Source organism: Haloplanus natans DSM 17983 (genome assembly GCF_000427685.1).
Classification (GTDB): domain Archaea; phylum Halobacteriota; class Halobacteria; order Halobacteriales; family Haloferacaceae; genus Haloplanus; species Haloplanus natans.
Genome location: NZ_KE386573.1, coordinates 2,767,846 through 2,790,893 on the forward strand (window position 1 = coordinate 2,767,846; position 23,048 = coordinate 2,790,893).

Below are 23,048 nucleotides of genomic sequence, written 5' to 3' on the forward strand. Positions count from 1 at the left end.
CCGCCGTCTGACGCAAGAACTATTGAGCCGGTGGGTCCTGTACGTACTATGGGCATCATGAGCAAGATCCTCGGCGGTGGCGGCACCCACAGCACCGAGGACTACGTCGAACTGAGCCTCGACGACTTCGATACGGCGCGGGCCGAGGCCGGGATGAGCGTACACATCGCGGAGATCAGCGAACAGCGCGACGCGATGGCGATCAAGGACGCCGTCTACGACGGCGACCTCGTCATCGCGGACATCACGCGTCTGAGCCCGAGCGACAGCGTGGCCGACCGCATCATGGAGGACCTCCGGCAGGTCGCCCGCGAGGTGGACGGCGACGTGGTGCAGAAAGGCGACGACCAGATCATCGTCGCGCCGACGGGCGTGGCGATCAGCCGCGAGAAGCTCTCCTGATAGTGTAACTGTTTACCGGTGGGTCGCCAGAACGGGTCGCCAAACCACCGGTGATGACTTACGGTGGTCACTACGAGGACCGGTTCCGGGGGCTCGCCGACGGAGAGAGCGGGACACCGGCACCCGGTTTCGACCGCCCGAACCGACAGCGTTTCAGCGGTCCGGCCCCCAGTCGGCCGTAGATGAGCAAGGACTACATCGAGGTTCGCGGGGCCGAGGAACACAACCTCAAGGACCTCGACGTCCGCATCCCCCGCGAGGAGTTCAGCGTCGTCACGGGCCTGTCGGGTTCGGGCAAGTCGTCGCTCGCCTTCGAGACGGTGTACGCCGAGGGCCAGCGCCGCTACATCGAATCGCTCTCCGCGTACGCCCGCAACTTCCTCGGGCAGATGGACAAGCCACAGGTCGAAGCCGTCGAGGGGCTCTCGCCCGCCATCTCCATCGACCAGAAAAACGCCGCCAACAACCCCCGGTCGACGGTCGGGACCGTCACCGAACTCCACGACTACCTGCGCCTGCTGTACGCCCGCGTCGGTACCCCACACTGTCCGGAGTGCGGACGGGTTGTCGGCGAACAGAGCGCGAGTCAGATGGTTCGGCGCCTCCTCGACCTCCCCGACGGGACGAAGGCCAAACTCTGTGCCCCGGTCGTCCGCGACCAGAAAGGCGCCTTCGAGGATCGCTTCGACGACCTGGTGAGCGAGGGGTACAGCCGCGTCGAAGTCGACGGCGAGCCCTACGACCTCACGATGGACCGGCCCGACCTGGACGAGAACTACGACCACACGGTCGACGTGGTGGTCGACCGGGTGAAAATCGATCCCGAGGCCCGGTCACGCCTCACGGATTCGGTGGAGACGGCGCTCGCCGAGGCGGGCGGCGTCCTGAAGGTGATCCTTCCCGACCCGCCCGAGGGTATCGAACTCGGCGGGGCAACGGCGCGGTCGACGGGGGATCTGGCCGCCGTGGACGAGGGGGACGGCAACGGCGACGGCGACGCCGACGAGGGCTCCGACCGCCTCGTCGTCGAGTTCTCCGAGGCCCTGGCCTGCACCCACTGTGGCATCGACATCCCCGAAATCGAGACGCGGAGCTTCTCTTTCAACAGCCCCCACGGCGCCTGCCCCGAGTGTGAGGGCATCGGCAACGCGAAGGAAGTCGATCCGGATCTCGTCGTCGAAGACGAGGGGAAACCGCTGAAAAACGTCTTCGAGCCGTGGAGCTACAACCGGTCGTACTACCGCCGACAGCTCGACTCGATGGCCCGACACTTCGGCGTCTCCGTCGACACGCCGTTCGAGGAGTTAGACGACGAGGTGCAGGACGCCTTCCTCTTTGGCACCGACGAGGACGTACTCTTCGAGTGGACGACCAAAAACGGCGTCCGCCGGAAGGAACAGCCCTTCGAGGGCGTGGTCGGCAACCTCGAACGCCGGCACGTCGAGACGGATTCGGACAACACCCGCGACCACATCGAGGAGTTCATGGCCGTCACCACCTGCCCCGAGTGTGAGGGCACGCGCCTCAAACCCGCCTCGCGGGCCGTCCTCGTCGACGGCACGGCCATCACCGAGGTGAACCACATGTCCATCGCGGACGCTCTCGACCACTTCGAGGGGCTGGAGTCCGCGCTCACCGACCGCGAACGCACCATCGCCGAGGAGATTCTGAAGGAGATTCGCGCCCGTCTCGGCTTCATGCAGGAGGTGGGGCTGGACTACCTCACGCTCGACCGCGAGGCGGCGACCCTTTCGGGGGGCGAGTCCCAGCGCATCCGCCTCGCCACGCAGGTCGGCTCCGGCCTCGTCGGCGTCCTCTACGTCCTCGACGAACCCTCGATCGGCCTCCACCAGCGCGACAACGACCGCCTGCTCGACACCCTCGAAGGCCTGCGTGATCTGGGCAACACGCTCCTCGTCGTCGAACACGACGAGGAGACGATGCGCCGCGCCGACAACGTGATCGACATGGGGCCCGGGCCGGGAAAACGGGGCGGCGAGGTGGTCGTCCAGGGCGACTTCGAGACGGTGGTCGACGCCGACGACTCCATCACCGGCGACTACCTCGCCGGCCGCCGCGAGATACCGGTGCCCGAGGAGCGACGCGACCCCGGCGACGGCGCGCTCACGATCCGTGGCGCCCGCCAGCACAACCTCGACGACGTGGACGTCTCCCTCCCGATCGGCCAGTTTATCGCCATCACCGGCGTCTCCGGCTCCGGGAAGTCCACCCTGATGCACGACGTGCTCTACAAGGGGCTCGCCCGCGAGATGAACGACAACACCTCGGTCGACCCCGGCGAGCACGACACCATCGAGGGGCACGACGCCATCGAGACCGTCCGCCTCATCGACCAGTCGCCCATCGGGCGCACCCCTCGCTCCAATCCCGCGACCTACACCGGCGTCTTCGACCACGTGCGCGAACTCTTCGCCGAGACCAAGCTGGCGACCCAGCGCGGCTACGAGAAAGGTCGCTTCTCGTTTAATGTCAAGGGGGGTCGCTGCGAGGAGTGCGGGGGGCAAGGGACCGTAAAGATCGAGATGAACTTCCTCTCGGACGTGTACGTCCCCTGCGAGGAGTGTGGGGGTGCCCGCTACAACGACGAGACCCTCGATGTGACCTACAAGGGCGCGACCATCGCGGACGTGTTGGATATGGAAATCGACGAGGCCCTCGACTTCTTCGAGGCAAATCCCGGCATCCGCCGGCGTCTCGAACTCCTGCAGGACGTTGGGCTGGGCTATATGCAGCTCGGCCAGCCCTCGACGACGCTCTCGGGCGGCGAGGCCCAGCGCGTCAAACTCGCGGAGGAACTGGGGAAGAAAGACGCCGGCGAGACGCTCTACCTGCTCGATGAACCCACCACCGGCCTGCACTCCGAGGACGAACGCAAGCTGATCGAGGTGCTCCACCGCCTCGCCGACGCCGGCAACACGGTCGTGGTGATCGAGCACGAACTCGACCTGGTGAAAAACGCCGACCACGTGATCGACCTCGGCCCCGAGGGCGGCGAGGGCGGCGGCGAGGTGGTGGCGACGGGGACGCCCGAGGAGATCGCACAGCGGGACGACTCCCACACCGGGCGGTATCTCCGTGATCTGTTGCCGGACGTGGATCTGTCGGGGCCGCGGTCCGATCGGCGGAAGCCGGCGAAGGCCGCGAGCGACGACTAGTCGAACGCCGTCCGCACCGCATCGGCCATCTCATACTGTCGGGTGTAAGTCAATCATGACGTTCGCCACCCTGGGTGGCGAATGTCTTGAAACAGTTACAGCCGACAGTATCACACGCCCGCTGGCCGTGTTCCGTCTCGTGATCCCGAACCGGGTCGTCGTAATCGAGGTGACCGCGCTCGACGAGTCGGTGCAGACAGACGCCGGCGTAGGGTTTGGTACACGAGAAGAGCACGTGCCGGCGGTCGGGCGTCGTCGCCGGGCCGTCCGGGCCGACGGTGCCCGTCGCCAGGTCGAGGACGAGGTCGTCCCCGTCGTACACCGACAACTGCGCGCCGTGGTGGAACCCCACCGTCGCGTGGCGCTCGAACACCCGCCGCACCCGTCCCGCCGGATCGGCGTCGAACGTCGATGGCATACGCGTCCCCTCTCGTGGCAGGACCGAAAGCCCGTCGCCGCTCGTTACTCAAGCTGGATTTCGTTAGATAAATTTATATTGCTAAGGGCGATCGGATCGGGCATGCACACGACACGGTGGGTTCTCGTCGTGTTGATCGTCGCCGCGACGCTCGGATCGCCGGGCGTCGGCGCCGCGGCGGCCGACACGGGCTGTTCGTTCCCCGTCACGCGGACGGACGCGACGGGGACGACGGTCACGATAGCCGAGGACCCGGACACGGTGGTGACGCTGAACCCCAGTGCGGCACAGACGATGTACGAAATCGGCGCGTGGGACGAAGTAGTGGGCGTCTCGTCGTTCGCCGACTACCTCCCCGGCGCGGACGAGAAGACGACGGTGGGCACCGGAAACAGCGACGCGACGGTCGAACGGACCATCGCGCTCGATCCGGACCTCGTGCTCGCGCCCAACACCATCTTCGATTCCACGGTGCAGCAACTCCGCGACGCCGGCCTGACGGTGTACAAGTTCGAGGCCGCCGAGGACCTCGACGACATCGAGGCGAAGACGCGGCTGACGGGCGAACTCGTCGGGCACTGTGAGGATGCGGACACCCGTGCCAACGAGTTCGCCCGGCAGGTCGACGTGGTCCGGGACGCCGTCGACGACGTCGACCGGCCGGACGTGTTCTACACCTTCTTCGGCTTCACGGCCGGATCGGACACCTTCGTCAACGAGGTCATCGAGACGGCTGGCGGAAACAACATCGCGGCCGACGACGCCGGCATCAACGCTAGTGGCGGCGACACGTCCGGTTTCTTCAGCGTCAACAGCGAGGTCGTGGTCGCCGCCGACCCCGCGTGGTTCGTCCTCAACAGCGACCAGTACGACACCGCCGAAGTTCCGTCGGGCCCCGGCGGCGTCTACGAGGGTACGACCGCCTACGAGGAGGGGAACGCCGTCGTCCTCGACGCGAACGAAATCAGCCAGCCGGCCCCCCGCATCGTCGACGCCATCGTCGACCTGGTTCGGGTGCTCCATCCCGACGCCTACGAGAACGAGATTGCGGGGCGGATCGATCCCGACCTCGCCGAGGGCGAGCGACGGGTCACGGCCGAACGCCTCGCCGACGGGAGCCTCTCCCTGCAGGCCGACAACATCGGCCGCGACGACGCGGTGAGCTTCGCGGTTCCGGCGCGGCCGAACGCGACGGTCGACGTGCGCCGACTCAACGTCACGCTCTCGACGGTGAACCCGACGTTCGAACTCCGCGTGCGGCCGGCGGGCGACCGCGCGGCGCCGACCGGCACCCGCACCCTCGACACGATGGAGGTGTCCGGCAACGGCATCTTCGCCCGCGACATCGATCACCTGACGCTCCGGTTCGCGGTGAACGGGAGTCGCCTCGACGGGGCCGACCCCGAGACGGTCACGCTCTACCGCGCGAACGAGAGCGGGTGGACGCCGCTCCGGACGACGCGGGTGAACGCGACGAACGGCACCCTCGTCTACGAGGCGCGGGCGACCGGGATGCCGACGCTGCTGGTGGCCGTCGACGAGCCGCGACCGGTGTCGCCCGGGACGAACGCGACGGCGACGGCGACGGCCACCTCGACGGCCGCGCCCACGGCCACTCCGACGCCCACGACCACTCCGACGCAGACGGCCACTACGGCGCCGTCGACGCCCGGCAGCGCCCCCGGATTCGGCCCGCTCGTCGCGCTCGCGGCGATCCTCCTCGTGGCGCGGGGGTGGCGTCGATGAACCACACCGCCGTCGCCGCCCTCGCCGTCGCCGTCCTGCTCGGCGCTGCGACGCCGGCAGCGGGCGCGGGCGTCGGCTTCGGCGACGCCACCGTCTCGCCGACGGCCGTCTCGACGGGCGAGACGACGACGCTCGACCTCTCGGTGAACGCCACGGGCGTGAACACCACCGACGGGACGACGGACGCGAACGTCACGGTGACGGCCCCCGAAGGACTCGATTTCGCCGGCGCGACGGCGACGACGCCGGCCGCGACGCCGAACGCGACGGGCGTGACCGCATCCGTCGACGGCACGGCAAACGCCGTCGTCGTCTCGTGGGACGACGACGCGGGTGTCGACGCCGAGACGGTGACGGTGACGGTCAGCGTCTCGGGCGTCGTCGTCGGCCGGACGGGGAGCCACGACCTGACCGCGTCCGTCGACGCCGACGGCGACGGGACGGCGGACGCGACGGGATCGCTCGGCACCGTCACCGCATCGGCGACGGGGAGCGACCGGAGCGTCACCGCGGGCGACGTGCTCTATCTCGGCGAGGAGGACGTGGACCTGACGCGTCTCGATGGGGTCGCCCCGGCGGGGTCGTCCCAGCGGTTCTACGGCACCAGCGGCGACGTCGAGGGGAAGCCGGCGACCGTCGACGACACCCTCGTCGCCGACGTGACCGCCGCCAACGGCTTCCAGCCCGGGACGTACGGTCCGGCAGGCGACACCGACGCGTCCACAGTCGGCGTCGAGCGCCCGAACGTAACGGACGTGGAGCTTTCCCCGGCGGACACGCCCGGCGGCACGGACGTCGCCGGGTCGTCGATTCCACGGAGCGTCGGGACGCTGGTCGTCGACCCGCAGTTCGACTTCGCGGCCGCGGACGACGCGACGGTCGTCGTCGAAAACGCGGACGGGCTGGATCTGACGGGTGAACTCACCGACGATCCGACCGTCTCGGCGTCGGGTGAGACGGTTCGGCTCGACGTATCCGGCCTCTCGGCCGGTACGTACACCGTCCGCGTCGAGGGGGCGACCGACCTCGATCACGTGAACGAGACGGTGACGGTCCGCCTCCGTCCGGAGGCACGGACCGTCTCCCTGAGTCGGACGCGCGTCCCGCGGGGCGAGACCACCGTCGCGACGGTGAGCGGGTCACCGGGGGCGGTTCGACACGTTCGCGTGCCGACCGACGCCCTCCGTGACGGGGAGACGGCGACCGTCGCCACCGCGGAGGCGGTGTTCGGCGCCGCGGAGGGCCTCGTCCTCGTCGGCGTCGACGCCGATGCGACCGCCCTCTACGCCGCCGTCCGTCTCGACGACGACGGCTTCGCAAAGGTCGAACTCGAAACCGACCGGCTGGACGAGGGGACCCACGAGATCGATCTGGCACGAAACGCCACCGCCGACCCCCGGGCGAGCGTCCCGCTCACCGTCACCGACCGTCGGCTCTCGATGACGGCCAACCGTTCGACCCTCGCCGTCGGCGAGACGGTCACCGTATCGGGGTCGGCCCGCGGTGCCGACACGGTGAAACTCTACGCCCACGTCGGCGGCGAGTACGCCCCGCTGTACGCCGACACGGACACCGACGAACTGGCGGAGGCGCGCGTCCACGACGGCTCGTGGGACGTGGACCTCGACACCCGCGCGGTGGTGACCACCGCCGACAGCTACCGGATCGCCGCCGTCGCGGACCCCGGCGAGGAGTTCCTGGGATCGACGGCCCGCATTTCGGAGTCGACGCTCCGCGGGTTCGACACCGTCGCCACGACCACCGTCGAGACGGTCGACCCGTCGCCCACGGCGTCGGTGTCACAGTCCCGCATCGCCACCGCCGCCGGCGACGAAGTCGAGGTCACCGGCACCGCCCCCGGGCCGGGCGAGACGGTTCGGGCCTACGTCGTCTCCCCGCGCGGCGCCGTCGACCCCCGCGACGTGGACGTCGCCGAGGACGACGCCTTCGACTTCGACTACGCCGCCTTCGACGCGCCCGGTCGGTACCGCATCCTCCTCGTGACGACCGGGCGCGACGCGACGTTCGGGTTCGCCGACGGGGGCGACGCGGCGGCCATCCGAAGCGAACTTTCGGGGTCGGAGACGCCCGACGAGGCCGCGGCCGTCGTCCGCGACGCCTACGGCGGCGCCGGCGTCGACGACCGGATCGTCGGCCTGACCGTCACCGCCACCGATCCCCAAGTGCAGGTCGAGACGGTTCGTCACCGGGCGGGCGAACTCGTCGTCGCGGGCACGTCGAACCGCGAGAACGGGACGACCGTCCTCCTCGACGTTCGGGACGGGACGCGTCTCGCCGCGACGGCCGACGCGACGGTGAACGCGTCCGGCCGCTGGCGGACCGCCATCGACGTATCGGGCGTCGACGCCGGCCGATACACCCTCCGGGCCGAGACGGTCGACGCGACGGACACCCGAACCGTGCGGGTCGGCGACGCGTCGTCCGCGACGCCCGTGCCGAGGGCGACGGCGACGGTGACCCCGATGGACACCCCGACGGCGACGACCACACCACCCGCCACCGACGCGGCGGCCGCCGGTGGGGAGACGCGTCGGGCGACCGACCGCGCGGCCCGCACGGGGGCGGGCGGCGACGGGTTCGGGGTCCTGCCCGCCGTCGCCGCGGCGCTCGCGGGCCTCCTCCTCGCGGCCGGTCGGCGTCGGTAGCGCCGGGGCCGCGTCTCCGTCGCAGTGAAAACCCCCGCGCGCCTAGCAGGGGTATGATGGACGACGAACTCCCTGCCCCGCCGGCACTGGCCGGCCGATCCGTATGAACGTCCGCTGTCGCGGTATCTACACGACTGCGCTCACGCGCCGCTTTCTCGACGCCGGACACGACGTGGTGTCGGCGTCCGATCCGATCCGCGAGCGCTTCGACGCCGACTTCGGGACCGATCCCCACGACGTGACCGTCGAGACGACCGACGACCGGCAGGGCGTCGGCGTGGCCGGCGCGCCCGACGCCGTCTCCCGGGCGGTCGGGATGCTCGACCCGACCCGCGACACCTTCGCGTGGGCGTCGCCCGCGCCCCGCGACGCCGTCTTCGACGCCCGCATCACCGAGACGCTGGGGAGTGGCGCCGTCTGTGACCTGGGCGACGCCGAGGGCTTTCTCCCCTTCGGGAGCGTCGACGCCCACGTCGAAGTCGGCGACGACGTTCGCGTCCAGGTGTCCGAGTCGGCGGCGCCGTGGGTCGACCGCCGGCCCGTCCTCGACGGCGGCGTGTGCGCCCGCGCCGGCCCGGCGACGCTCGTTCGCGGCGAGTCCGGCATCACCGTCGATAGCTACGACGACGAGGCGGGACGGGAACTCGCGGGCATGACCGACCTCCTCGGCATCGATCCGCCCGACGGGTGGGGGTTGGTGTGGGCGGACGCCGCCACCGAGGCCGACATGGGGGCCTTGGAGACTGCCTTGAAGCGGGCAGTCGAGCACGCCGAGACGCTGGAGTCGGCTCTCGACGGTCCAGTCGACGCCCCCCGCAGCCTCGCCGCCCCCGCCGCGACGACGTGGGTGTGGTTCGGCCGCGAGGCGCGCTTTGCCCTCGACGAGGACCGCCGGGCGGTGACGCCGACGATGACCGGCCACCACCGGATCAAGGCCGCCTCCACCGAAGCGAGCCGCGCCGTCGACTTCGTGGAGGCGCTTGGCTCCCACGACGGCGACTTCGCCTTCGAGGCCGTCACCGACACCTTCGGCCCCGTCGCGGGCGACCACGTCCGTCTCGACCACGGCAAACCCGACGGTCGGCGGATCGTTCTCGGGCGCGCCGAGGTGACCGACCGCGACGCCGACGGCACGCTCACCCTCCGACGCGAGATGACCGCCGGCGGCACCTACGACGCCCTCGGCGTCGACCGTGAAGCCGGCGACGTAGCGATCACCAAGGTCCGCGAGGGGCGGTGGTGGTATCCGACCGTCTACCGCGACGCCGACGGGGCGCGCAAGGGCACCTACGTCAACGTCTGTACGCCCGTGGAGTGTTTCCCCGACGCCGTCCGCTACGTCGACCTCCACGTCGACGTGGTGAAGGGTCCTGACGGCGAGGTGCGCCGGGTCGACGACGACGAACTCGACGATGCCGTCGGTGCCGGACAGGTGTCGGCGCCGCTCGCCGAGAAGGCACGATCGGTCGCGACGAGTCTGGAAGGCGCGCTCTAGCGGTCCGCGGGGTCGCCCGTGCCACCCGTGATCGCGCTCGCGAGCGCCCCCCTGACGACCGCGTCCCCGTCCCGGTCCGTGAGCCGTATCTCGGGGGTCGACGCCACGTGGACGTGCGCCGACAGCCCCTCGCGGATCGGCCCGAGGATTCGCTCGGGGTTGTTGCGCGCGATGCCGCCGCCGACGGCGACGACCCGCGGCGCGTAGGCGTGGACGACCATCGCGACGCCGACGGCGTTCCACCGTCCGATCCGGTCGACGACCCGTCGGGCGAAGTCATCGCCCGCAGCGTCGGCATCGAACACCGCCGCGGCGTCGGCGGTCGCGAGGTCGAGCCGCGTCGCCTCGCCGTCGTGCATGTCGCGGGCGTATTCCGGCACGTTCGCGCCGCCACAGTACGCCTCCCAGTGTCCCTTACCCCCGCAGCCACAGGGCCGGCCGTCGGGGTCGACCGTCACGTGGCCCACTTCGGCGGCGTTGCCGCCCCACCCGGAGAGGACGTGCCCGTCGACGACGGCGCCCGCGCCGATACCCGTCGAGAGCGTGAGGTAGACGAGGTTCTCCTCGCCGTCGCCGAAGAAGCGCTCGCCGATGGCGCCGGCCGTCGCGTCGTTGTGCAGGGAGATCCGGTCGGTCGAGACGAGCGTCCGTAGCGGGCCGGTGAGCGACACCCGATCCACGTCGGGCAGGTTCGCGGGGGCGACCGTCGCGCCTGCGCCGCGATCCAGCGGTCCGATGGCACCGATCCCCGCGGCGACGGTGGCTTCGGGGTCGACACCGGCGTCGGCACACGCGTCGCGGACGGCGTCGAGGACCGCGTCGGTGACGGCGACGCCGGTGGGTCCCTGCGGCGTCGGTCGTCGGCCCGCGCCGGCGACGCGGCCGGCACGGTCGCCGACGACGGCCCGAATCGTCGTCGCGCCGAGGTCGACGCCGAGATACACCGCCATCTACTCCGTACCGGTGCGGACGTAGAGGGTCGGACACGGGGCGTCGAGCATGATCGTCTGCGCGACGCTCCCGAAGATGGCCTTGCCGGCCGGCGAGCGCCCCCGCCCGCCGACGACGACGATGTCGGCGTCGACGGTTTCTGCCACCTCGACCATCGTCTCGCCGGGGTCACCGACCGCACCACGGACCGTATACTCGACATCGGCCGCCTCCAGTACGTCTTCGAGATCACGGATCGTCGCGCTGTGTGTCGCCACCTGCCCCGGCGTCGCGTCGTCGAAGTGGAGGTTCGACCGCGCTTCATCGAACCCATCCTGGGTGAACGCGTGCGCGAGGACCACGTCGGCGCCGGTCGGCGTCGCGATGTCGATGGTCTCTTCGGCGAGGCGTTCGACGCGGTCGTAATCCTTCGGTCCGATGGCGACGAGGAGTGTCTCTACGGCCATGCCGGTCGGATTGACGGGCCGGATACAAACCGTTACCGCCCCCCGGAACCCATTTGCGGCCCCCTCTCCATGCGTTCGTATGCTCACGACGGATCTCTCCGACCGGGTGGCCCTGGTGACGGGGAGCGCGAAGGGTGTCGGCCGCGAGTTCGCCCTCTCGATGGCCGAGGCGGGCGCGTCGGTCGCGGTGCATTACCACACGAGCGCCGAGGCGGCGCGCGCGACGGCCGCCGTCGCCCGCGAGGCAAGCGGCGAGGCGACGACGGTGCAAGGCGACGTGACCGATCCCGACGACGTGGACGCGATGTTCGACGCGGTCGAAGCGGCTCTCGGGTCGGTCGACATCCTCGTCAACAACGTCGGCGACTTCGCCCCCCGTCACTGGGAAAAACTCACGTTCGAGACGTGGAATCGCGTCCTCGGGACGAACCTCAACGGGACCTACCTCTGCTCGAAACGCGCCCTGCCCGCGATGCGCGAGGCCGCGTTCGGCCGCATCGTCAACGTCGGCTACGCGGGAACCGAGAAGGCGCTGGTCTACCCGAAGAACTTCCCGTATCTCGTCGCGAAAACGGGCGTCATCATGTTCACGCGGATGCTCGCGAACGACACCACATCCGACGGCATCACCGTCAACTGCATCTCGCCGTACGTCGTCGAGAACTCGGACGAGTTCCCCGACGAGGCGCCACGTGGGCGGTGGGCCTCCTTCGACGACCTGCGGCAGGTGCTCTTTTTTTTCCTCGATTCGGACAGCGACTACGTGAGCGGCGAGAACGTGGAAGTCGACGGCGGGTGGATTCCGGAGGCGCTGTAGGGCGGGTGCGGCTACGCCTCGGGCACGTCGTCGGGGTCGTCCTCGACGGAGCGTTTCATCGAGTCGCGGCGCGACTTGGCATCGCGGCCCGTCACTTCGAGCAGGAAGTCGTTTTTCGCGCTGACGGCGTCCTCGGCGGCGTCGGCGTGGCCCTCCTCGATGACCTGGGCCGCCGGCTTCTCCTCGAAGTGGACGCCGAGTTTGTCCTTTTTCCCGCTGTACTCGACGGCGCCGGCGACGATGCGCTCGAAGACCGGGTTGTCGGGGTCGCCGACGACGTAGAGGTCGCTTCCCTTGTACTCCTCCGTGCCCGTGACGGGGCCGAAGTACCCCTCGACGGTCCCTTTCAGATCAGGCGCGTTCTCCGCTAACGTCTCCCCACGACGCATCTTGTACTCCTTCATGGATTCCGGTTCGAAAGGCGGCGGTTTACCAGTTTCGTCCTCACGCTGCCGGCTATAGTAGCCGTCGTAAGTCAGAGCACACCTGATCGCACGCAGTCCTGCGATCAGGTGTGCAAACAGTTTCAAACGCTACTGTAGGAGTCGATCGAGATTCCCGACACCCCGGGCCGCGAGTGGCGTGAAGCGGTTACGGCCGACGGAATCACGTCTCGCGTTCGGCGATGTACCCCTTGTGGCAGTCGGGGCAGATGTCGCCGGCGCGCATCGACGACCCGCCGGCCTCGCGAGCGTAGCCACAGTTCGGACAGAAAAACTCCGTCTCGCCGGGGGACTCCTCGCCGACCGGTTCGACAGCCTCGGCGGCGACGAACTGCTTGCCTGCGACGGCACCGCCCTCCGTTCCAGCCTCGCCGTTCGTCGCCGCTTCGTCCGCTCGCTCGGGCGCCAACCCGCCGCCGAAGGACACGTCGGTGGGGGCACCGTCGCTCGGTTCGGCGTCGAACCCCTCGTCGTCGCCCTGCGGTTCGGGCCAGTTCTCGTCGCCGCTGACGACGGTCGTCCCGTCGTCTACGGGGCCTGGGTCCGCCGGTGTGTCGGCGTTCGCGGTCTCCGACCCCTCGGCGTCGGCGGCCGGCCACTCGCCGTGTTCGCGGCCGTCGTCGTCTTCGGTCGCCCCGTCGTCGAGGATGACGGCGTCCTCCTCCGCGGGGTCGGGTGCGGGGTCCGGGTCCGCGTCGTCGGGGACCGTCTCGGCCTCCGCGTCGGCCACCACGCCGTCGTCCCCTGTCGACGCCGGCGCGGTCGGCGTCGGCTCCGTGTCGTCCGTGGTGGGAGCGGCGTCGCTCGTCGGCGCGTCCGACTCCGAATCCGCGTCGCCCCCCATATCGGCCGTCACGCCGCCGCCGAGTCCGGTCGTCACGTCCTCATTCCGAGGATTTCGGATCGGTCGGACCTCCTTGTTCTCGCTGACGACCCGACGCTCGCCACAGCGGTCACAGGTCTCGACCGTCCGATACGTGACGACCACCTCGTCGCCGCGCTCCTCCCGTTCGCGCTCCACCTCGCGGTTCGCGTACTCGTGTCCCAGCAGGCACCTGAGTCCCATCGTGTAGGGGGTAGCGGCGCCCGACACCAAAAGCGTCCGTCAGACGCGCGTCCGACCCCGCGGGCGACGGGCGGTACTGGTAAACCATCCGCGGCCGTTACCTCCGTGCATGAAGGCCAAACGGGAGTTCCGCGACCGCGACGAGGTCGAAGTGGCCGTCCTCGATGCGCTGGTCGACCGTGGTGGCGACGGAATGACCGTCTTCGAACTCCGTGCAGCCGTCGACGTGGATATCGACACGCTCGAAGCCGCACTCGGGGAGTTGAAAGCGGACTCGCTCATCGCCGTCGAACGAGACGACGGGCGGACGGTCGTCCTCCCCGACGACCGCGTAGTGCCCGATCCGACCGAGACACCGGACGACGAGGAGGGACTGTTCGACGCGATCCGTGACCGCCTCGGCCTCTGATCCACGTCGGCAACCGCGTCACTTTTTCCCGCCGCCGACCTATCTCCCGTCGATGCAACGCGATGGGGGTCGTCACGCCGGCTACGGCGCCGAGTTCGAGACGCGCGGCGGACGGACGGTGGTCGCTCACTACGGTCGCCCCGAGCGCACCCACCTCGCCGTCCGCAACGGCGTCGGCGTCATCGAGATGGGCTACGGCGTCGTCGTCGTCGAGGGAAGCGACGCCGTCGACTTCGTCGACAACGCCGTCTCCAACCGTGTCCCCGCCGCCGACGGCGAGGGCTGTTACGCGCTCCTCCTCGACCCACAGGGCGGCATCGAAACCGACCTCTACGTCTACAACGCGGGCGAGCGCCTGCTCTGTTTCACGCCGCCGGACCGGGCCGACCCCCTCGCCGACGACTGGGGCGAGAAGGTGTTCATCCAGAACGTGGCGATCCGCGACGCCTCCGCTGAGTTCGCCGTCTTCGGGGTTCACGGCCCCACGTCGACGGAGACGGTGGCGACGCTGCTCGCCGGCGCGAGCGTTCCCGAGGAGCCCCTCACGTTCGTTCGCGGCTCCATCGCCGACGCGGGCGTTACCGTCGTCTCGACGGACGATCCGACCGGCGAGACGGGCTACGAGGTGATCTGCCGCGCCGACGACGCCGACGACGTGTGGGACTCCCTGCTCACCCGCGGAACGCCGACGACGCCAGTCGGCTACCGCACCTGGAACAGCCTCACTCTCGAAGCCGGCACCCCTCTCTTCGACACCGAACTCGTCGGCCGGATTCCGAACGTCGCCGGCGTCCGCAACGCACTCGACTTCGAGAAGGGCTGTTACGTCGGGCAGGAAGTCGTTTCCCGCGTCGAGAATCAGGGTCGGCCGAGCAAGCGGTTGGTCGGGCTTCTGGTCGACGCCGTACCCGACTCCGGGGCGGCCGTCTTCGACGGCGACGCGAGCGTCGGCGACGTGACCCGTGGCGTCGAGAGCCCGTCGCTCGACCGTCCCATCGCGCTCGCGTACGTGGAGAGCGCGGCGCTACGCTCCGCGGCCAGTCGGGCGCAGTCCGGCGAGAGCGCGGTGCTTGACGACGGCTCCGACCCGCCGCTCACCGTCCGCATCGGCGGGGACGACGTCGCTGCCGCCACTACCTCGCTCCCCTCCGTCGAGGGGAGTGGACGGTCGGGGCGGCTCCCCGATTACGACTCCGACTGAGGGCGGTCCGGCTCGTTCCCGGCGCCCGGCCACAGACTCCCCACCAGCGCCCGCAGGTGCTCGGCCGAAAAGAAGGAACTGGGACGGTCCATATGCACCCCGATTTCGCCGTCGAGCGCCCACAGTCCCAGCCGCTGGATCGGATCGGGCAGCGAGTACGCCCGGCGGATGGCGTGCCCCAACCGTATCTCCCGGCGCAAGTCGTCTCGCCACGCGCGTTCGTAGGTGTCGAGCGTCGACGGGTCGTCCGGATCGACGGCGTCGACGGCGTGGTCCGCGGCCGTCATACCGTAGAGGATGCCGCCGCCGGTGAAGGGTTTGGTCTGGGCGGCGGCGTCGCCGACGAGGAACGTGCGGTCGCCCGTCACTCGCGCCGGCGGGCCGATGGGGATGGCGCCCGAGCACCGGTGGGTCGTCTCGGCGCCGTAGGCGTCGGTCAGTTCCTCGAACCGCCCGGTCACGTCGGTACCCGGCGGCGCCGCGAGGCCGTATTCGACCCCCGCATCGCCCCGGGGGATTCGCCACGCGAAAAAGCGCGGCACCGTCAGATGCACGTCGACGAAGTCGCCGTTGTCGGGCGTCCCGTCGAACGCGAGGACGCCGTGGAGGGTCTCGGCCGGCTCCGGAAGGCCGATCTCGCGGCGCACCCGCGAGACGGGGCCGTCACAGCCGGCGACCAGTCGCGTCTCGAACGTCAGCGTCTCGCCGTCGGCGCGGGCGGTCACCGTCACGCCATCCGGCCGTTCGTCGACGCCGACGACCGTATGCCCCTCGCGCACGTCGGCGCCCGCCGCCCGTGCCGCGTCGGCGAGGGTCCGGTCGAGTTCGACGCGGTCGATCACGTTCGACACCTCGGTCGACTTGTAGAAGGGGTAGGATCGCGAGTCGGGGCCGCCGAGCCGGAAGTTCGCGCCGTACACCCGGTTCTGGAGCAGGTCCGCTCTCGACGCCTCGGGCACGAAGTCCCACACGTCCGTACTGACGTGGCCGGAGCAGGCAAGTGGGGTTCCGACCGTCCCCTTCTCCAGGGCGAGCACGTCGTATCCGGCGGCGGCGGCTCGGCGGGCGACGCGCGCACCGGCGGGGCCGACGCCGACTACGACGAAGTCGTACATGGCCGTCGTTGGGGTGTGAGCGGACAAATAGTCGGCGGTCTCACGAGCGAGTCGGCGAGCGAGTGAGACCTCGCGGACGAGCACCGCGAGTCCGCGGTGGTCCCGTGAGCGAGTCGGCGAGCGAACGGGGGGAGCAGACTAGCGAGTGAACGGACGTTCGTCCGCTCGTCGTCCTGGAAGCCAAGAACTTAACCGCTGGACTCCGAGGCGTGTGATATGTCGCGTAGACGGGACCCGGTCGAGGAACGCGCCCGCGACGGGACCGACCTCTACGACATCGCGACGTGGGAACGACGCGGGCCGCTCGACGCCGTGTCCGCCGGGCTCTATCGGCTGCTCGTCGCCTCGACCCGGCTGTTCGTCGTCGGCGTCGCCCTCCTGATCCTCGTCGGCATCGGCGGTCTGAGCGCCATCACAGACCCACAGATCGGGGCACTGACGCTTCTCTCGGCGCTGCCGGCGCTCGCACTCGCCATCTACGTCCGCCGGACCGACGTAACCAGCGGCGAACCCCTCTCGGTTCTGGTCGCCACGTTCCTCCTCGGCGTCCTCACCGCCAACTTCGCGGCGGTGCTCAACTCGGTCACCCGGCCTTACTTCTCCGTTCTCGGATTCGTCGGTAACGCGCTCTTTTTCTTCCTGATCGTCGGCCCCATCGAGGAGACGGTGAAGCTTCTCGCGGTTCGGCTGTACGCCTACGGCACCGACCACTTCGGCGCCGTCGTCGACGGCGCGGTGTACGGCGCCGTCGCCGGCCTCGGCTTCGCCACCATCGAGAACGCCCTCTACATCACGCAGAACCTCGACGCGCCGATGGCGAGTGGCCTCGGCCTCATCGGTGCCGGAGGCGGTATCACCGCCATCCGTGCCCTCGCCGGCCCGGGTCACGTCATCTACTCCGCCTTCGCCGGCTACTACCTCGGCCTCGCGAAATTCAACCCCGAGAACCGCGGACCGATCATCATCAAGGGCCTCCTGATCGCCGCGCTCATCCACGCCACCTACAACACCACCGTCGGCATCGGTTCGGCGGTCATCGGCCTCTCGACCGGCCTCTCGCAGCTTCCGTCCTTCCTGATCTACGTCCTCATCTACGACGGCGTCTTCGGATTCATCCTCTTCCGGAAAATCCGGCGGTACAGCCGCACCTACAGTGAGGTCCACGAGGAAGAAGACGCCAAGGAGTCGGCCATCGAGGCCGAACTTACCGAGTTCGAATCGTAATCAGGCGTACACGGGGTCGTCCCCGTCCCCGCCGACCAGCCGTTCCACGTACTTCGCGATCACGTCCACCTCGACGTGGATCGGATCGCCCGGCTCCTTCGCCGAGAGCGTCGTCAGGTCGTAGGTGGTGGGGATGATGGCGACGGTGACGGTCTCAGAATCTCGCTCCGCGACGGTGAGGCTGATCCCGTCGAGCGCGATGGAGCCCTTCGAGACGACGTAGCGCCCGAGTTCCGGGGGGAGCGCGAACTCGAACCACCAGTCGTCGCCGACGCGGTCGACGGCCTCGACGGTCGCGACGCCGTCGACGTGGCCCTGCACGACATGGCCGTCGAAGCGCCCGTCCGCGGGCATGGCGCGTTCGAGGTTGACGGCGTCGCCCACCTCGACCATGCCGAGATACGTCTTCGCGACCGTCTCGCTCGCCAGAAACACCTCGAACCAGTCGTTGGCGTGTGCTTCGACGGTGAGGCAGACGCCGCTGACGCTGATCGACTGGCCGCCCTCGACCGCGTCGAATCCGTGACGGATACGGAGCCGGCGTCCCGCCTCGGTCACGTCGACGCCGACCACCTCACCCGTCTCTTCGACGATACCCGTGAACATGGGCGTCCTTGACCGGCGCCGGAGTAAGGGGTTGCGATCCGCCACGCGGGGACCGCCCGGTCGTGCCCGCTGTCCCCGCAGGGGCGCCTCCGCCGCGGGCTTCGCCGGAACGACGGGTCGGCGACGAGGCGGGTGGATCTCGGCTTTTTTACGCCATCGCCGCTTAGGGCCGCCGATGCGACTCGGGATTCTGGAGACCGTCGGCCTCGCCGCCACGCTCATCTTCGCCATTCCGGTCGGCCTCTACGGCATCGAGGCGTTCGTCTCGGGGAATCGAGCGCTCGGCGCCGGCCTCGTCGTCGTCGCGGCCCTGATGGTCGTCCTACCCCGACGGCTCACGACGCCGGCCGACCTGCCCGGTGCCGTCCTCGAACGTGTCGTCGGGCGCGCGGTGAAAGAGCCGGACGACGAGGACGATCAGCCGGAGTAGGCGGCCGGCGACAGCGACGTGGGGAGATCACTCGACACCCGACAGCCGTCGTCGGTGACGACGTACCAGCCGCCGATGCGGACGCGACCACGGTCCGTGTCGGGGTCGGGGTCGCGCGCCGCCGGATCGAGGGCGAACCGCGTCCCCGCGTCGAGGGGCGTGTCGCCCGAGAAGTCGATACTCGTCCCGATGCCGTGGGCGACCGGGCCGTCGGCGGTGGCGAGGCCGTACGCCCCGAGTTCGGCGACCGCCTCGTCGACCACTCGGCGGGCGGGGACGCCCGGTTCGACGACGCGGCGGACGGCGTCGTGGGCCATCCCGACGGCGACGGCCGCGCGGCGCGTCCACCCGCCGGCCCCGTCGACGACGAACGTCCGCGCGAGTGGAGCGGCGTCGGCCGGGTCGACGGCGACGACGACGGGGTCGTCCGGGGGGAGGACACCCGCCCGTGTCTCGACCGTTACCGTCGCGTCGTCGCCGGCCGCGGCGCTCGCGACGCGTTCGAGAACCGACGGCGTGAGCGGGTCACCGACGTGCAGACGGTCGTCGACGACAGTCGCCTCGGCTAGCCGAGTCGCGGCGGCGACGAGGCCCCGTTCGGCCGCCGCCAGCGCCGCCTCGCTGCTCACGGCTCCGGTTCGGGCACCTGCGTCGCCTGTGCCTCCTCCAGCATCTCCTCGACGTCCTCGTCGCGGAGTTCGTTGTGTAACACGACGCTGACGGGCAAGGTCGGCGCGCCGCCGATGAGGTTCTCTAGGAGGACGAGGCGTTCGCGCGCCCGACTCATCCCGACGTAGAACACGCGGCGTTCGTTGTCGGTGAGGAGGGGGACCGGGCTGGTGTGGGCGGTGAACTCCTCGACGCCCGGCACGTCGGTCGGGTCGTCGACGCTCGCGGCCATCTGCTCGACCACCTTCTCGGTCAGATCGGTGCAGACGAAGACGTGGTCAGCCTCGCGACCCTTCGCAGAGTGGATGGTGCCGACGCGGACCCGACTCGGGTCCATCTCCCGATAGTCGCCGTCGAAGTAGGCGTCGACGGAGTTGCGCTGGAAGCTCGTCACCTTCCGGAGCATGTCGCCCGCGGCGGCCGGGTCGGGCATGAAGGGGACGTGCTCGGTCACCAGGTCGGCCGGCACCTCGAGTTCCGCGATGTCGTCTTCGTCCGCCGCCTCCTCCCGGTCGTCGAGCGTGTCGTAGAAGGCGTCGCGCTCGTTCGTTCCGAACGCGGAATCCTGGAGCATATCGGCGAGACGGCGCGCCTCCAGCCCCGTAATCGGCTCGCCCGCGTCCAGTTTCTCGACGGCGCGGACGTAGTCCGTCAGGCGGTCCGTCCACATCCGCTGGTCCGTCATCACGGAGAAGGGGATTCCCTTCGGGAGGAAGTCGTCGATGAACTGGAACATCTGGTAGCGTGCCCGAAAGAGGATCATCAGCGTCTCGTCGGTGGTATCGACCGTATGCTGGACGTTCCGCACCACCTCGAACATCGACGGGTTCGGAATTCCCTCGACGACGCCACCCTCCTTGCGCGGGTTGAGGTCTTTCTCCTGGCGCTTGTCGATGTGGCGAATCTCCCGGTTGACGACGTTCAGGATGCGCGAGGGAAGCCGGTAGGAGTTGGGCAACACCACGTCGTTGTCGACTTCGGCGTCGAGCAGGATGTTGGGGTCGGCGCCCTGCCAGGCGTAGACGACCTGGTCGTCGTCGCCGGCGATCAGGACCCCCTTCATGTGGGGTTTCCACTCCTCGTAGACGTCGTACTGGAGGGTGGTGATGTCCTGAAACTCGTCGATGACGAGGTAGTCGACGTGGGGAACGAGCGAGCGCTGAGCCACCCGCTGGAGCATGTCGGCGAAGCCGACCAGCCCGTGCTCGCCCTTGTAGGCCCGCCAGGCACGGATGACCTCGGGCACGTCGATCCGGTCGTCGTCGGTCGGCCACGTCGGCGTGTACTTGTTCCCGTCCTGTGCGTTGGGGTCGATATCCGGCGGGAGCCGCACCGTCTCCACGTCCCACTGGAAGGGTACGTCGTACCAGTCGGCCACGTCGCGCTGCGTGCGCTGGAGCCACTGGCTGGTTGCGATGATCTTGTTGCCGAGAGTCGTCGACCGGGCCGTCCGTCGGCCAGCGCCGCCGTACTCGTCCTCGTACTCGATGCCGTACTCCTCGCAGAACTCCTCCTTGTCGCTCTCGCCGACCACGTCGCCCCGCGAGAGGTCGAGCAGTTCGTACGCCTTCGCGTGCATCGTACAGACGTTCCCCTGCAGGGCGCGCGGCGACGTGTCGAGTCGCTCGGCGAGACGTTCGCGAACCTCGGCGGCCGCGGCGCGCGTATAGGAGACGACGAGCACGTCGCGGATGCTCACGTCGTCGTCTTCGAGTAGTTCGTCCACGCGGTCGAGGAGGGCCGTCGTCTTCCCGCTACCGGGGCCACCGAAGAGGCGGGTGACCGTAGCGTCGTCGCTCATTGTCCACGTACATGCCCCGAGGCTGTATAAACGGCGTGGCTCCGGGGACGCGTGGTGCCGACCCGGCTACGTCGCCGGATCCCAGCCACAGACCGAGCAGTCGGTCGCGGCCTCGTCGTGCAGCGCCCCACAGTCCGGGCACTGCAGCTTGTTATATGATCGCTCCCAGCGTACCGGTGTGGTGTCGTGGCCGTTGTCCGCGAGGAACTGGTCGAACAGCTTGTCGTCGCGTGCGCTGGGTTCGGCTGCCATACATGTCGTGGTACGTCATACCATCACTTAGACGTACTGGTTTGGGTAACGTTGACACGGAGCAACCGTCGCGGAGCGCTCCCCGGTTCCGGATATCCGGTCGGCGGCCGGCACGCCCACGGACGGTCCGCAGACGAAAGGACCGATGCGGCCGCTCACAGCCCGTACAACTCGCCGTACTTCGCGGTTGCGTAGTCGACGAAGGCGTCCGCGCTCACGTCCTCGTCCGTCGCCTGCCGGACCAGGTCGTTCGTCTCGAAGCGCTTGCCGTGGCGGTGAATCCGGTCGGTCAGCCACTCGTGGAGCGGGTCGAACTCGCCCTCGCGAATCCGCCCGTCCAGCCCGCCGAGGTCCCGTTCCGCGGCGTCGAACAACTGTGCGGCGACGACGCTCCCCAGCGAGTAGGTTGGGAAGTAGCCGAAAGCACCGTGGGACCAGTGGACGTCCTGCAGACAGCCCTCGGCGTCCGTCTCGGGCCGCAGCCCCAGATACGACTCCATCTTCTCGTTCCACACCGCGGGCACGTCCTCGACCGTCAGATCACCCCGAATCAGGTCGCGCTCGATTTCGAATCGCAGGACGATGTGGAGATGGTAGGTGAGTTCGTCGGCCTCGACCCGGATTGGGTTCGAGGGGTCGACGGCGTTGACCGCCTCGTAGGCGTCGCGGACGCTCACGTCGCCCACGTCGGGGAACGCCTCGATCACGCGGGGGAGAAACAGCTCCCAGAACGCCGTCGACCGGCCGACGTGGTTCTCCCACAGCCGCGACTGCGACTCGTGGATCGAGAGATCACGCGCCTCGCCCAGCGGCGTCCCGTACGCCTCGTCGGGCAGGCCGAGCGTGTAGGTGGCGTGGCCGAACTCGTGGATCGTCGACAGCAAAGCGCCGACGGGGTCGGTCTCGTCGTAGCGAGTCGTGATCCGGGCGTCGTAGGTCGTCCCCGTCGAGAACGGGTGTGGGGCCTCGTCGAGTCGGCCCCGTTCCCACGGGTAGCCCAGCAGGGAAAGCGCCTCGCACATTAGTTTCTCCTGTGTCTCGGCCGCGAATGTTCCGGCGAAGGTACCCGTCGCCAGGTCGGCGTCCGAGGCTCGAATCTCGTCGACCAGCGGCACCACCGCGTCCCGCAGGTCCGTCAGCACGTCCTCGGCGTGGTCGAGCGGGAGGCAGGGTTCGTACTCTTCGAACAACACCTCGTAGGGGTCGCGGTCCGGGTCGACGTGGTCGGCGTACCGCCGCTTCAACCCGACCAGTTCCTCCAGATGGGGCGCAAAGGCCGCGAAGTCGTCGGCCTCTTTCGCCTCGCGCCACGCGGTCAACGCCTCGGAGGAGGCGGCGGAGATGCGCTCGACCAGATCGGTCGGTACGCGGACGGCGCGTTCCTGCTCGCGGCGCACCTCGCGGACGACGGCCCGCTGATCGTCGTCGAGGCTGCGCGCCTCCAACTCGTCGAGGAGCGCGCCGAGTTCGTCGGCGGTGAGCAGGTCGTGTTCGACCGCCGAGAGCGCGGATAGCTGGCGCGAGCGGGCCGGCGTTCCCCCTTCGGGCATCATCACCTGCTGGTCCCAGGAGAGCAGTTCCTCCGCGTGCGAGACGTTGCTGATACGGCCCACACGGTCGAGCAAGTCGTCGTAGGCGCCCTCGGGGGCCGCCGTCGTGTCGCTCATGGGCAGACGTAGCTGCGCGTCGTAATCAACCCCTCGTCGGCAGTCGGT

Annotated in this window: 20 protein-coding genes; 9 read left to right on the top strand and 11 right to left on the bottom strand. The window is 69.5% G+C overall.

Going from position 1 to position 23,048, the window contains the following annotated elements; all coding sequences use genetic code 11:
- Positions 1-48: 48 nt before the first annotated feature.
- Entirely contained in the window at positions 49-402 is a 354-nt protein-coding gene (locus tag HALNA_RS16370; RefSeq protein WP_049937407.1) for a cell division protein SepF, read from the top strand.
- Positions 403-584: 182 nt separating this feature from the next.
- Positions 585-3,578, top strand: a complete 2,994-nt coding sequence (gene uvrA / locus HALNA_RS16375; RefSeq protein ID WP_049937408.1) for an excinuclease ABC subunit UvrA — start codon at positions 585-587, stop codon at positions 3,576-3,578.
- A 49-nt stretch (positions 3,579-3,627) separates the two neighbouring features.
- On the opposite strand, the gene HALNA_RS16380 is transcribed toward uvrA, so the two are convergent.
- Complete coding sequence (locus HALNA_RS16380; protein WP_049937409.1) at positions 3,628-3,996, bottom strand: serine hydrolase; 369 nt, start codon at positions 3,994-3,996, stop codon at positions 3,628-3,630.
- Between the two features lie 102 nt (positions 3,997-4,098).
- Here HALNA_RS16380 and HALNA_RS16385 point away from each other — a divergent pair, with 102 nt between their 5' ends.
- Positions 4,099-5,742, top strand: a complete 1,644-nt coding sequence (locus tag HALNA_RS16385) for a PGF-CTERM-anchored ABC transporter substrate-binding protein (RefSeq protein WP_049937410.1) — start codon at positions 4,099-4,101, stop codon at positions 5,740-5,742.
- 2,769 nt (positions 5,743-8,511) lie between these two features.
- Entirely contained in the window at positions 8,512-9,903 is a 1,392-nt protein-coding gene (locus tag HALNA_RS16395; RefSeq protein WP_049937412.1) for a DUF402 domain-containing protein, read from the top strand.
- Here HALNA_RS16395 and HALNA_RS16400 read toward each other — a convergent pair.
- Together HALNA_RS16400 and HALNA_RS16405 are read right to left on the bottom strand one after the other, a co-directional pair.
- Positions 9,900-10,853 (bottom strand): ROK family protein, encoded by a 954-nt coding sequence (locus tag HALNA_RS16400; protein WP_049937413.1) that lies wholly within the window; start codon positions 10,851-10,853, stop codon positions 9,900-9,902. The genes HALNA_RS16395 and HALNA_RS16400 overlap by 4 nt on opposite strands.
- Positions 10,854-11,300, bottom strand: coding sequence for a universal stress protein (locus tag HALNA_RS16405; protein WP_049937414.1), 447 nt, complete (start codon positions 11,298-11,300; stop codon positions 10,854-10,856). It lies immediately after the preceding gene.
- A gap of 79 nt (positions 11,301-11,379) precedes the next feature.
- Between HALNA_RS16405 and HALNA_RS16410 the strand changes: the two genes are divergently transcribed.
- A complete protein-coding gene (locus tag HALNA_RS16410) occupies positions 11,380-12,117 on the top strand; it encodes an SDR family NAD(P)-dependent oxidoreductase (protein WP_049937415.1) in 738 nt (245 codons plus the stop codon).
- Between the two features lie 11 nt (positions 12,118-12,128).
- On the opposite strand, the gene HALNA_RS16415 is transcribed toward HALNA_RS16410, so the two are convergent.
- Positions 12,129-12,521: a DUF5611 family protein gene (locus tag HALNA_RS16415; protein WP_049937416.1), complete on the bottom strand. Its 393-nt coding sequence runs from the start codon at positions 12,519-12,521 to the stop codon at positions 12,129-12,131.
- A 202-nt stretch (positions 12,522-12,723) separates the two neighbouring features.
- Positions 12,724-13,626, bottom strand: coding sequence for a DUF7093 family protein (locus tag HALNA_RS16420; protein WP_049937417.1), 903 nt, complete (start codon positions 13,624-13,626; stop codon positions 12,724-12,726).
- Positions 13,627-13,735: 109 nt separating this feature from the next.
- Here HALNA_RS16420 and HALNA_RS16425 point away from each other — a divergent pair, with 109 nt between their 5' ends.
- The gene (locus HALNA_RS16425; protein WP_049937418.1) at positions 13,736-14,035 is read left to right on the top strand and encodes a DUF6432 family protein; all 300 of its coding nucleotides are present in this window, start codon (positions 13,736-13,738) and stop codon (positions 14,033-14,035) included.
- Positions 14,036-14,087: 52 nt separating this feature from the next.
- A complete protein-coding gene (gene ygfZ, locus HALNA_RS16430) occupies positions 14,088-15,236 on the top strand; it encodes a CAF17-like 4Fe-4S cluster assembly/insertion protein YgfZ (protein WP_049937419.1) in 1,149 nt (382 codons plus the stop codon).
- Here ygfZ and HALNA_RS16435 read toward each other — a convergent pair.
- Positions 15,221-16,351 (bottom strand): geranylgeranyl reductase family protein, encoded by a 1,131-nt coding sequence (locus tag HALNA_RS16435; protein WP_049937420.1) that lies wholly within the window; start codon positions 16,349-16,351, stop codon positions 15,221-15,223. The two genes, ygfZ and HALNA_RS16435, sit on opposite strands and share 16 nt — an antisense overlap.
- A 216-nt stretch (positions 16,352-16,567) precedes the next feature.
- On the opposite strand from HALNA_RS16435, the gene HALNA_RS16440 reads away from it, so the two are divergent.
- Complete coding sequence (locus tag HALNA_RS16440) at positions 16,568-17,575, top strand: PrsW family intramembrane metalloprotease (protein ID WP_049937421.1); 1,008 nt, start codon at positions 16,568-16,570, stop codon at positions 17,573-17,575.
- Here HALNA_RS16440 and HALNA_RS16445 read toward each other — a convergent pair whose 3' ends face one another.
- Entirely contained in the window at positions 17,576-18,181 is a 606-nt protein-coding gene (locus HALNA_RS16445; RefSeq protein ID WP_049937422.1) for a riboflavin synthase, read from the bottom strand. It abuts the gene before it with no gap.
- A gap of 175 nt (positions 18,182-18,356) precedes the next feature.
- On the opposite strand from HALNA_RS16445, the gene HALNA_RS16450 reads away from it, so the two are divergent.
- Positions 18,357-18,611 (top strand): DUF7533 family protein, encoded by a 255-nt coding sequence (locus HALNA_RS16450; protein ID WP_049937423.1) that lies wholly within the window; start codon positions 18,357-18,359, stop codon positions 18,609-18,611.
- Here the strand turns inward: HALNA_RS16450 and HALNA_RS16455 are convergent.
- The 4 genes from HALNA_RS16455 to HALNA_RS16470 form a co-directional block, all read right to left on the bottom strand.
- Positions 18,599-19,240, bottom strand: a complete 642-nt coding sequence (locus HALNA_RS16455; protein ID WP_049937424.1) for a M24 family metallopeptidase — start codon at positions 19,238-19,240, stop codon at positions 18,599-18,601. The genes HALNA_RS16450 and HALNA_RS16455 overlap by 13 nt on opposite strands.
- Positions 19,237-21,081, bottom strand: coding sequence for a UvrD-helicase domain-containing protein (locus tag HALNA_RS16460; RefSeq protein WP_049937425.1), 1,845 nt, complete (start codon positions 21,079-21,081; stop codon positions 19,237-19,239). The genes HALNA_RS16455 and HALNA_RS16460 overlap by 4 nt, the downstream gene beginning before the upstream one ends.
- Before the next feature lie 66 nt (positions 21,082-21,147).
- On the bottom strand, positions 21,148-21,333 hold the full coding sequence (locus HALNA_RS16465) for an HVO_0416 family zinc finger protein (RefSeq protein WP_049937426.1): 186 nt from the start codon (positions 21,331-21,333) through the stop codon (positions 21,148-21,150).
- A gap of 155 nt (positions 21,334-21,488) precedes the next feature.
- Entirely contained in the window at positions 21,489-23,000 is a 1,512-nt protein-coding gene (locus HALNA_RS16470; protein ID WP_049937427.1) for a carboxypeptidase M32, read from the bottom strand.
- Between the last annotated feature and the right edge of the window lie 48 nt (positions 23,001-23,048).

What these genes read in the sequence shown, in the direction of transcription:
- HALNA_RS16370 (WP_049937407.1), top strand. Translation starts at nt 49, where the DNA reads ATGGGCATCATGAGCAAGATCCTCGGCGGTGGCGGCACCCACAGCACC.
- uvrA (WP_049937408.1), top strand. Translation starts at nt 585, where the DNA reads ATGAGCAAGGACTACATCGAGGTTCGCGGGGCCGAGGAACACAACCTC.
- HALNA_RS16380 (WP_049937409.1), bottom strand. Translation starts at nt 3,996, where the DNA reads ATGCCATCGACGTTCGACGCCGATCCGGCGGGACGGGTGCGGCGGGTG.
- HALNA_RS16385 (WP_049937410.1), top strand. Translation starts at nt 4,099, where the DNA reads ATGCACACGACACGGTGGGTTCTCGTCGTGTTGATCGTCGCCGCGACG.
- HALNA_RS16395 (WP_049937412.1), top strand. Translation starts at nt 8,512, where the DNA reads ATGAACGTCCGCTGTCGCGGTATCTACACGACTGCGCTCACGCGCCGC.
- HALNA_RS16400 (WP_049937413.1), bottom strand. Translation starts at nt 10,853, where the DNA reads ATGGCGGTGTATCTCGGCGTCGACCTCGGCGCGACGACGATTCGGGCC.
- HALNA_RS16405 (WP_049937414.1), bottom strand. Translation starts at nt 11,300, where the DNA reads ATGGCCGTAGAGACACTCCTCGTCGCCATCGGACCGAAGGATTACGAC.
- HALNA_RS16410 (WP_049937415.1), top strand. Translation starts at nt 11,380, where the DNA reads ATGCTCACGACGGATCTCTCCGACCGGGTGGCCCTGGTGACGGGGAGC.
- HALNA_RS16415 (WP_049937416.1), bottom strand. Translation starts at nt 12,521, where the DNA reads ATGAAGGAGTACAAGATGCGTCGTGGGGAGACGTTAGCGGAGAACGCG.
- HALNA_RS16420 (WP_049937417.1), bottom strand. Translation starts at nt 13,626, where the DNA reads ATGGGACTCAGGTGCCTGCTGGGACACGAGTACGCGAACCGCGAGGTG.
- HALNA_RS16425 (WP_049937418.1), top strand. Translation starts at nt 13,736, where the DNA reads ATGAAGGCCAAACGGGAGTTCCGCGACCGCGACGAGGTCGAAGTGGCC.
- ygfZ (WP_049937419.1), top strand. Translation starts at nt 14,088, where the DNA reads ATGCAACGCGATGGGGGTCGTCACGCCGGCTACGGCGCCGAGTTCGAG.
- HALNA_RS16435 (WP_049937420.1), bottom strand. Translation starts at nt 16,351, where the DNA reads ATGTACGACTTCGTCGTAGTCGGCGTCGGCCCCGCCGGTGCGCGCGTC.
- HALNA_RS16440 (WP_049937421.1), top strand. Translation starts at nt 16,568, where the DNA reads ATGTCGCGTAGACGGGACCCGGTCGAGGAACGCGCCCGCGACGGGACC.
- HALNA_RS16445 (WP_049937422.1), bottom strand. Translation starts at nt 18,181, where the DNA reads ATGTTCACGGGTATCGTCGAAGAGACGGGTGAGGTGGTCGGCGTCGAC.
- HALNA_RS16450 (WP_049937423.1), top strand. Translation starts at nt 18,357, where the DNA reads ATGCGACTCGGGATTCTGGAGACCGTCGGCCTCGCCGCCACGCTCATC.
- HALNA_RS16460 (WP_049937425.1), bottom strand. Translation starts at nt 21,081, where the DNA reads ATGAGCGACGACGCTACGGTCACCCGCCTCTTCGGTGGCCCCGGTAGC.
- HALNA_RS16465 (WP_049937426.1), bottom strand. Translation starts at nt 21,333, where the DNA reads ATGGCAGCCGAACCCAGCGCACGCGACGACAAGCTGTTCGACCAGTTC.
- HALNA_RS16470 (WP_049937427.1), bottom strand. Translation starts at nt 23,000, where the DNA reads ATGAGCGACACGACGGCGGCCCCCGAGGGCGCCTACGACGACTTGCTC.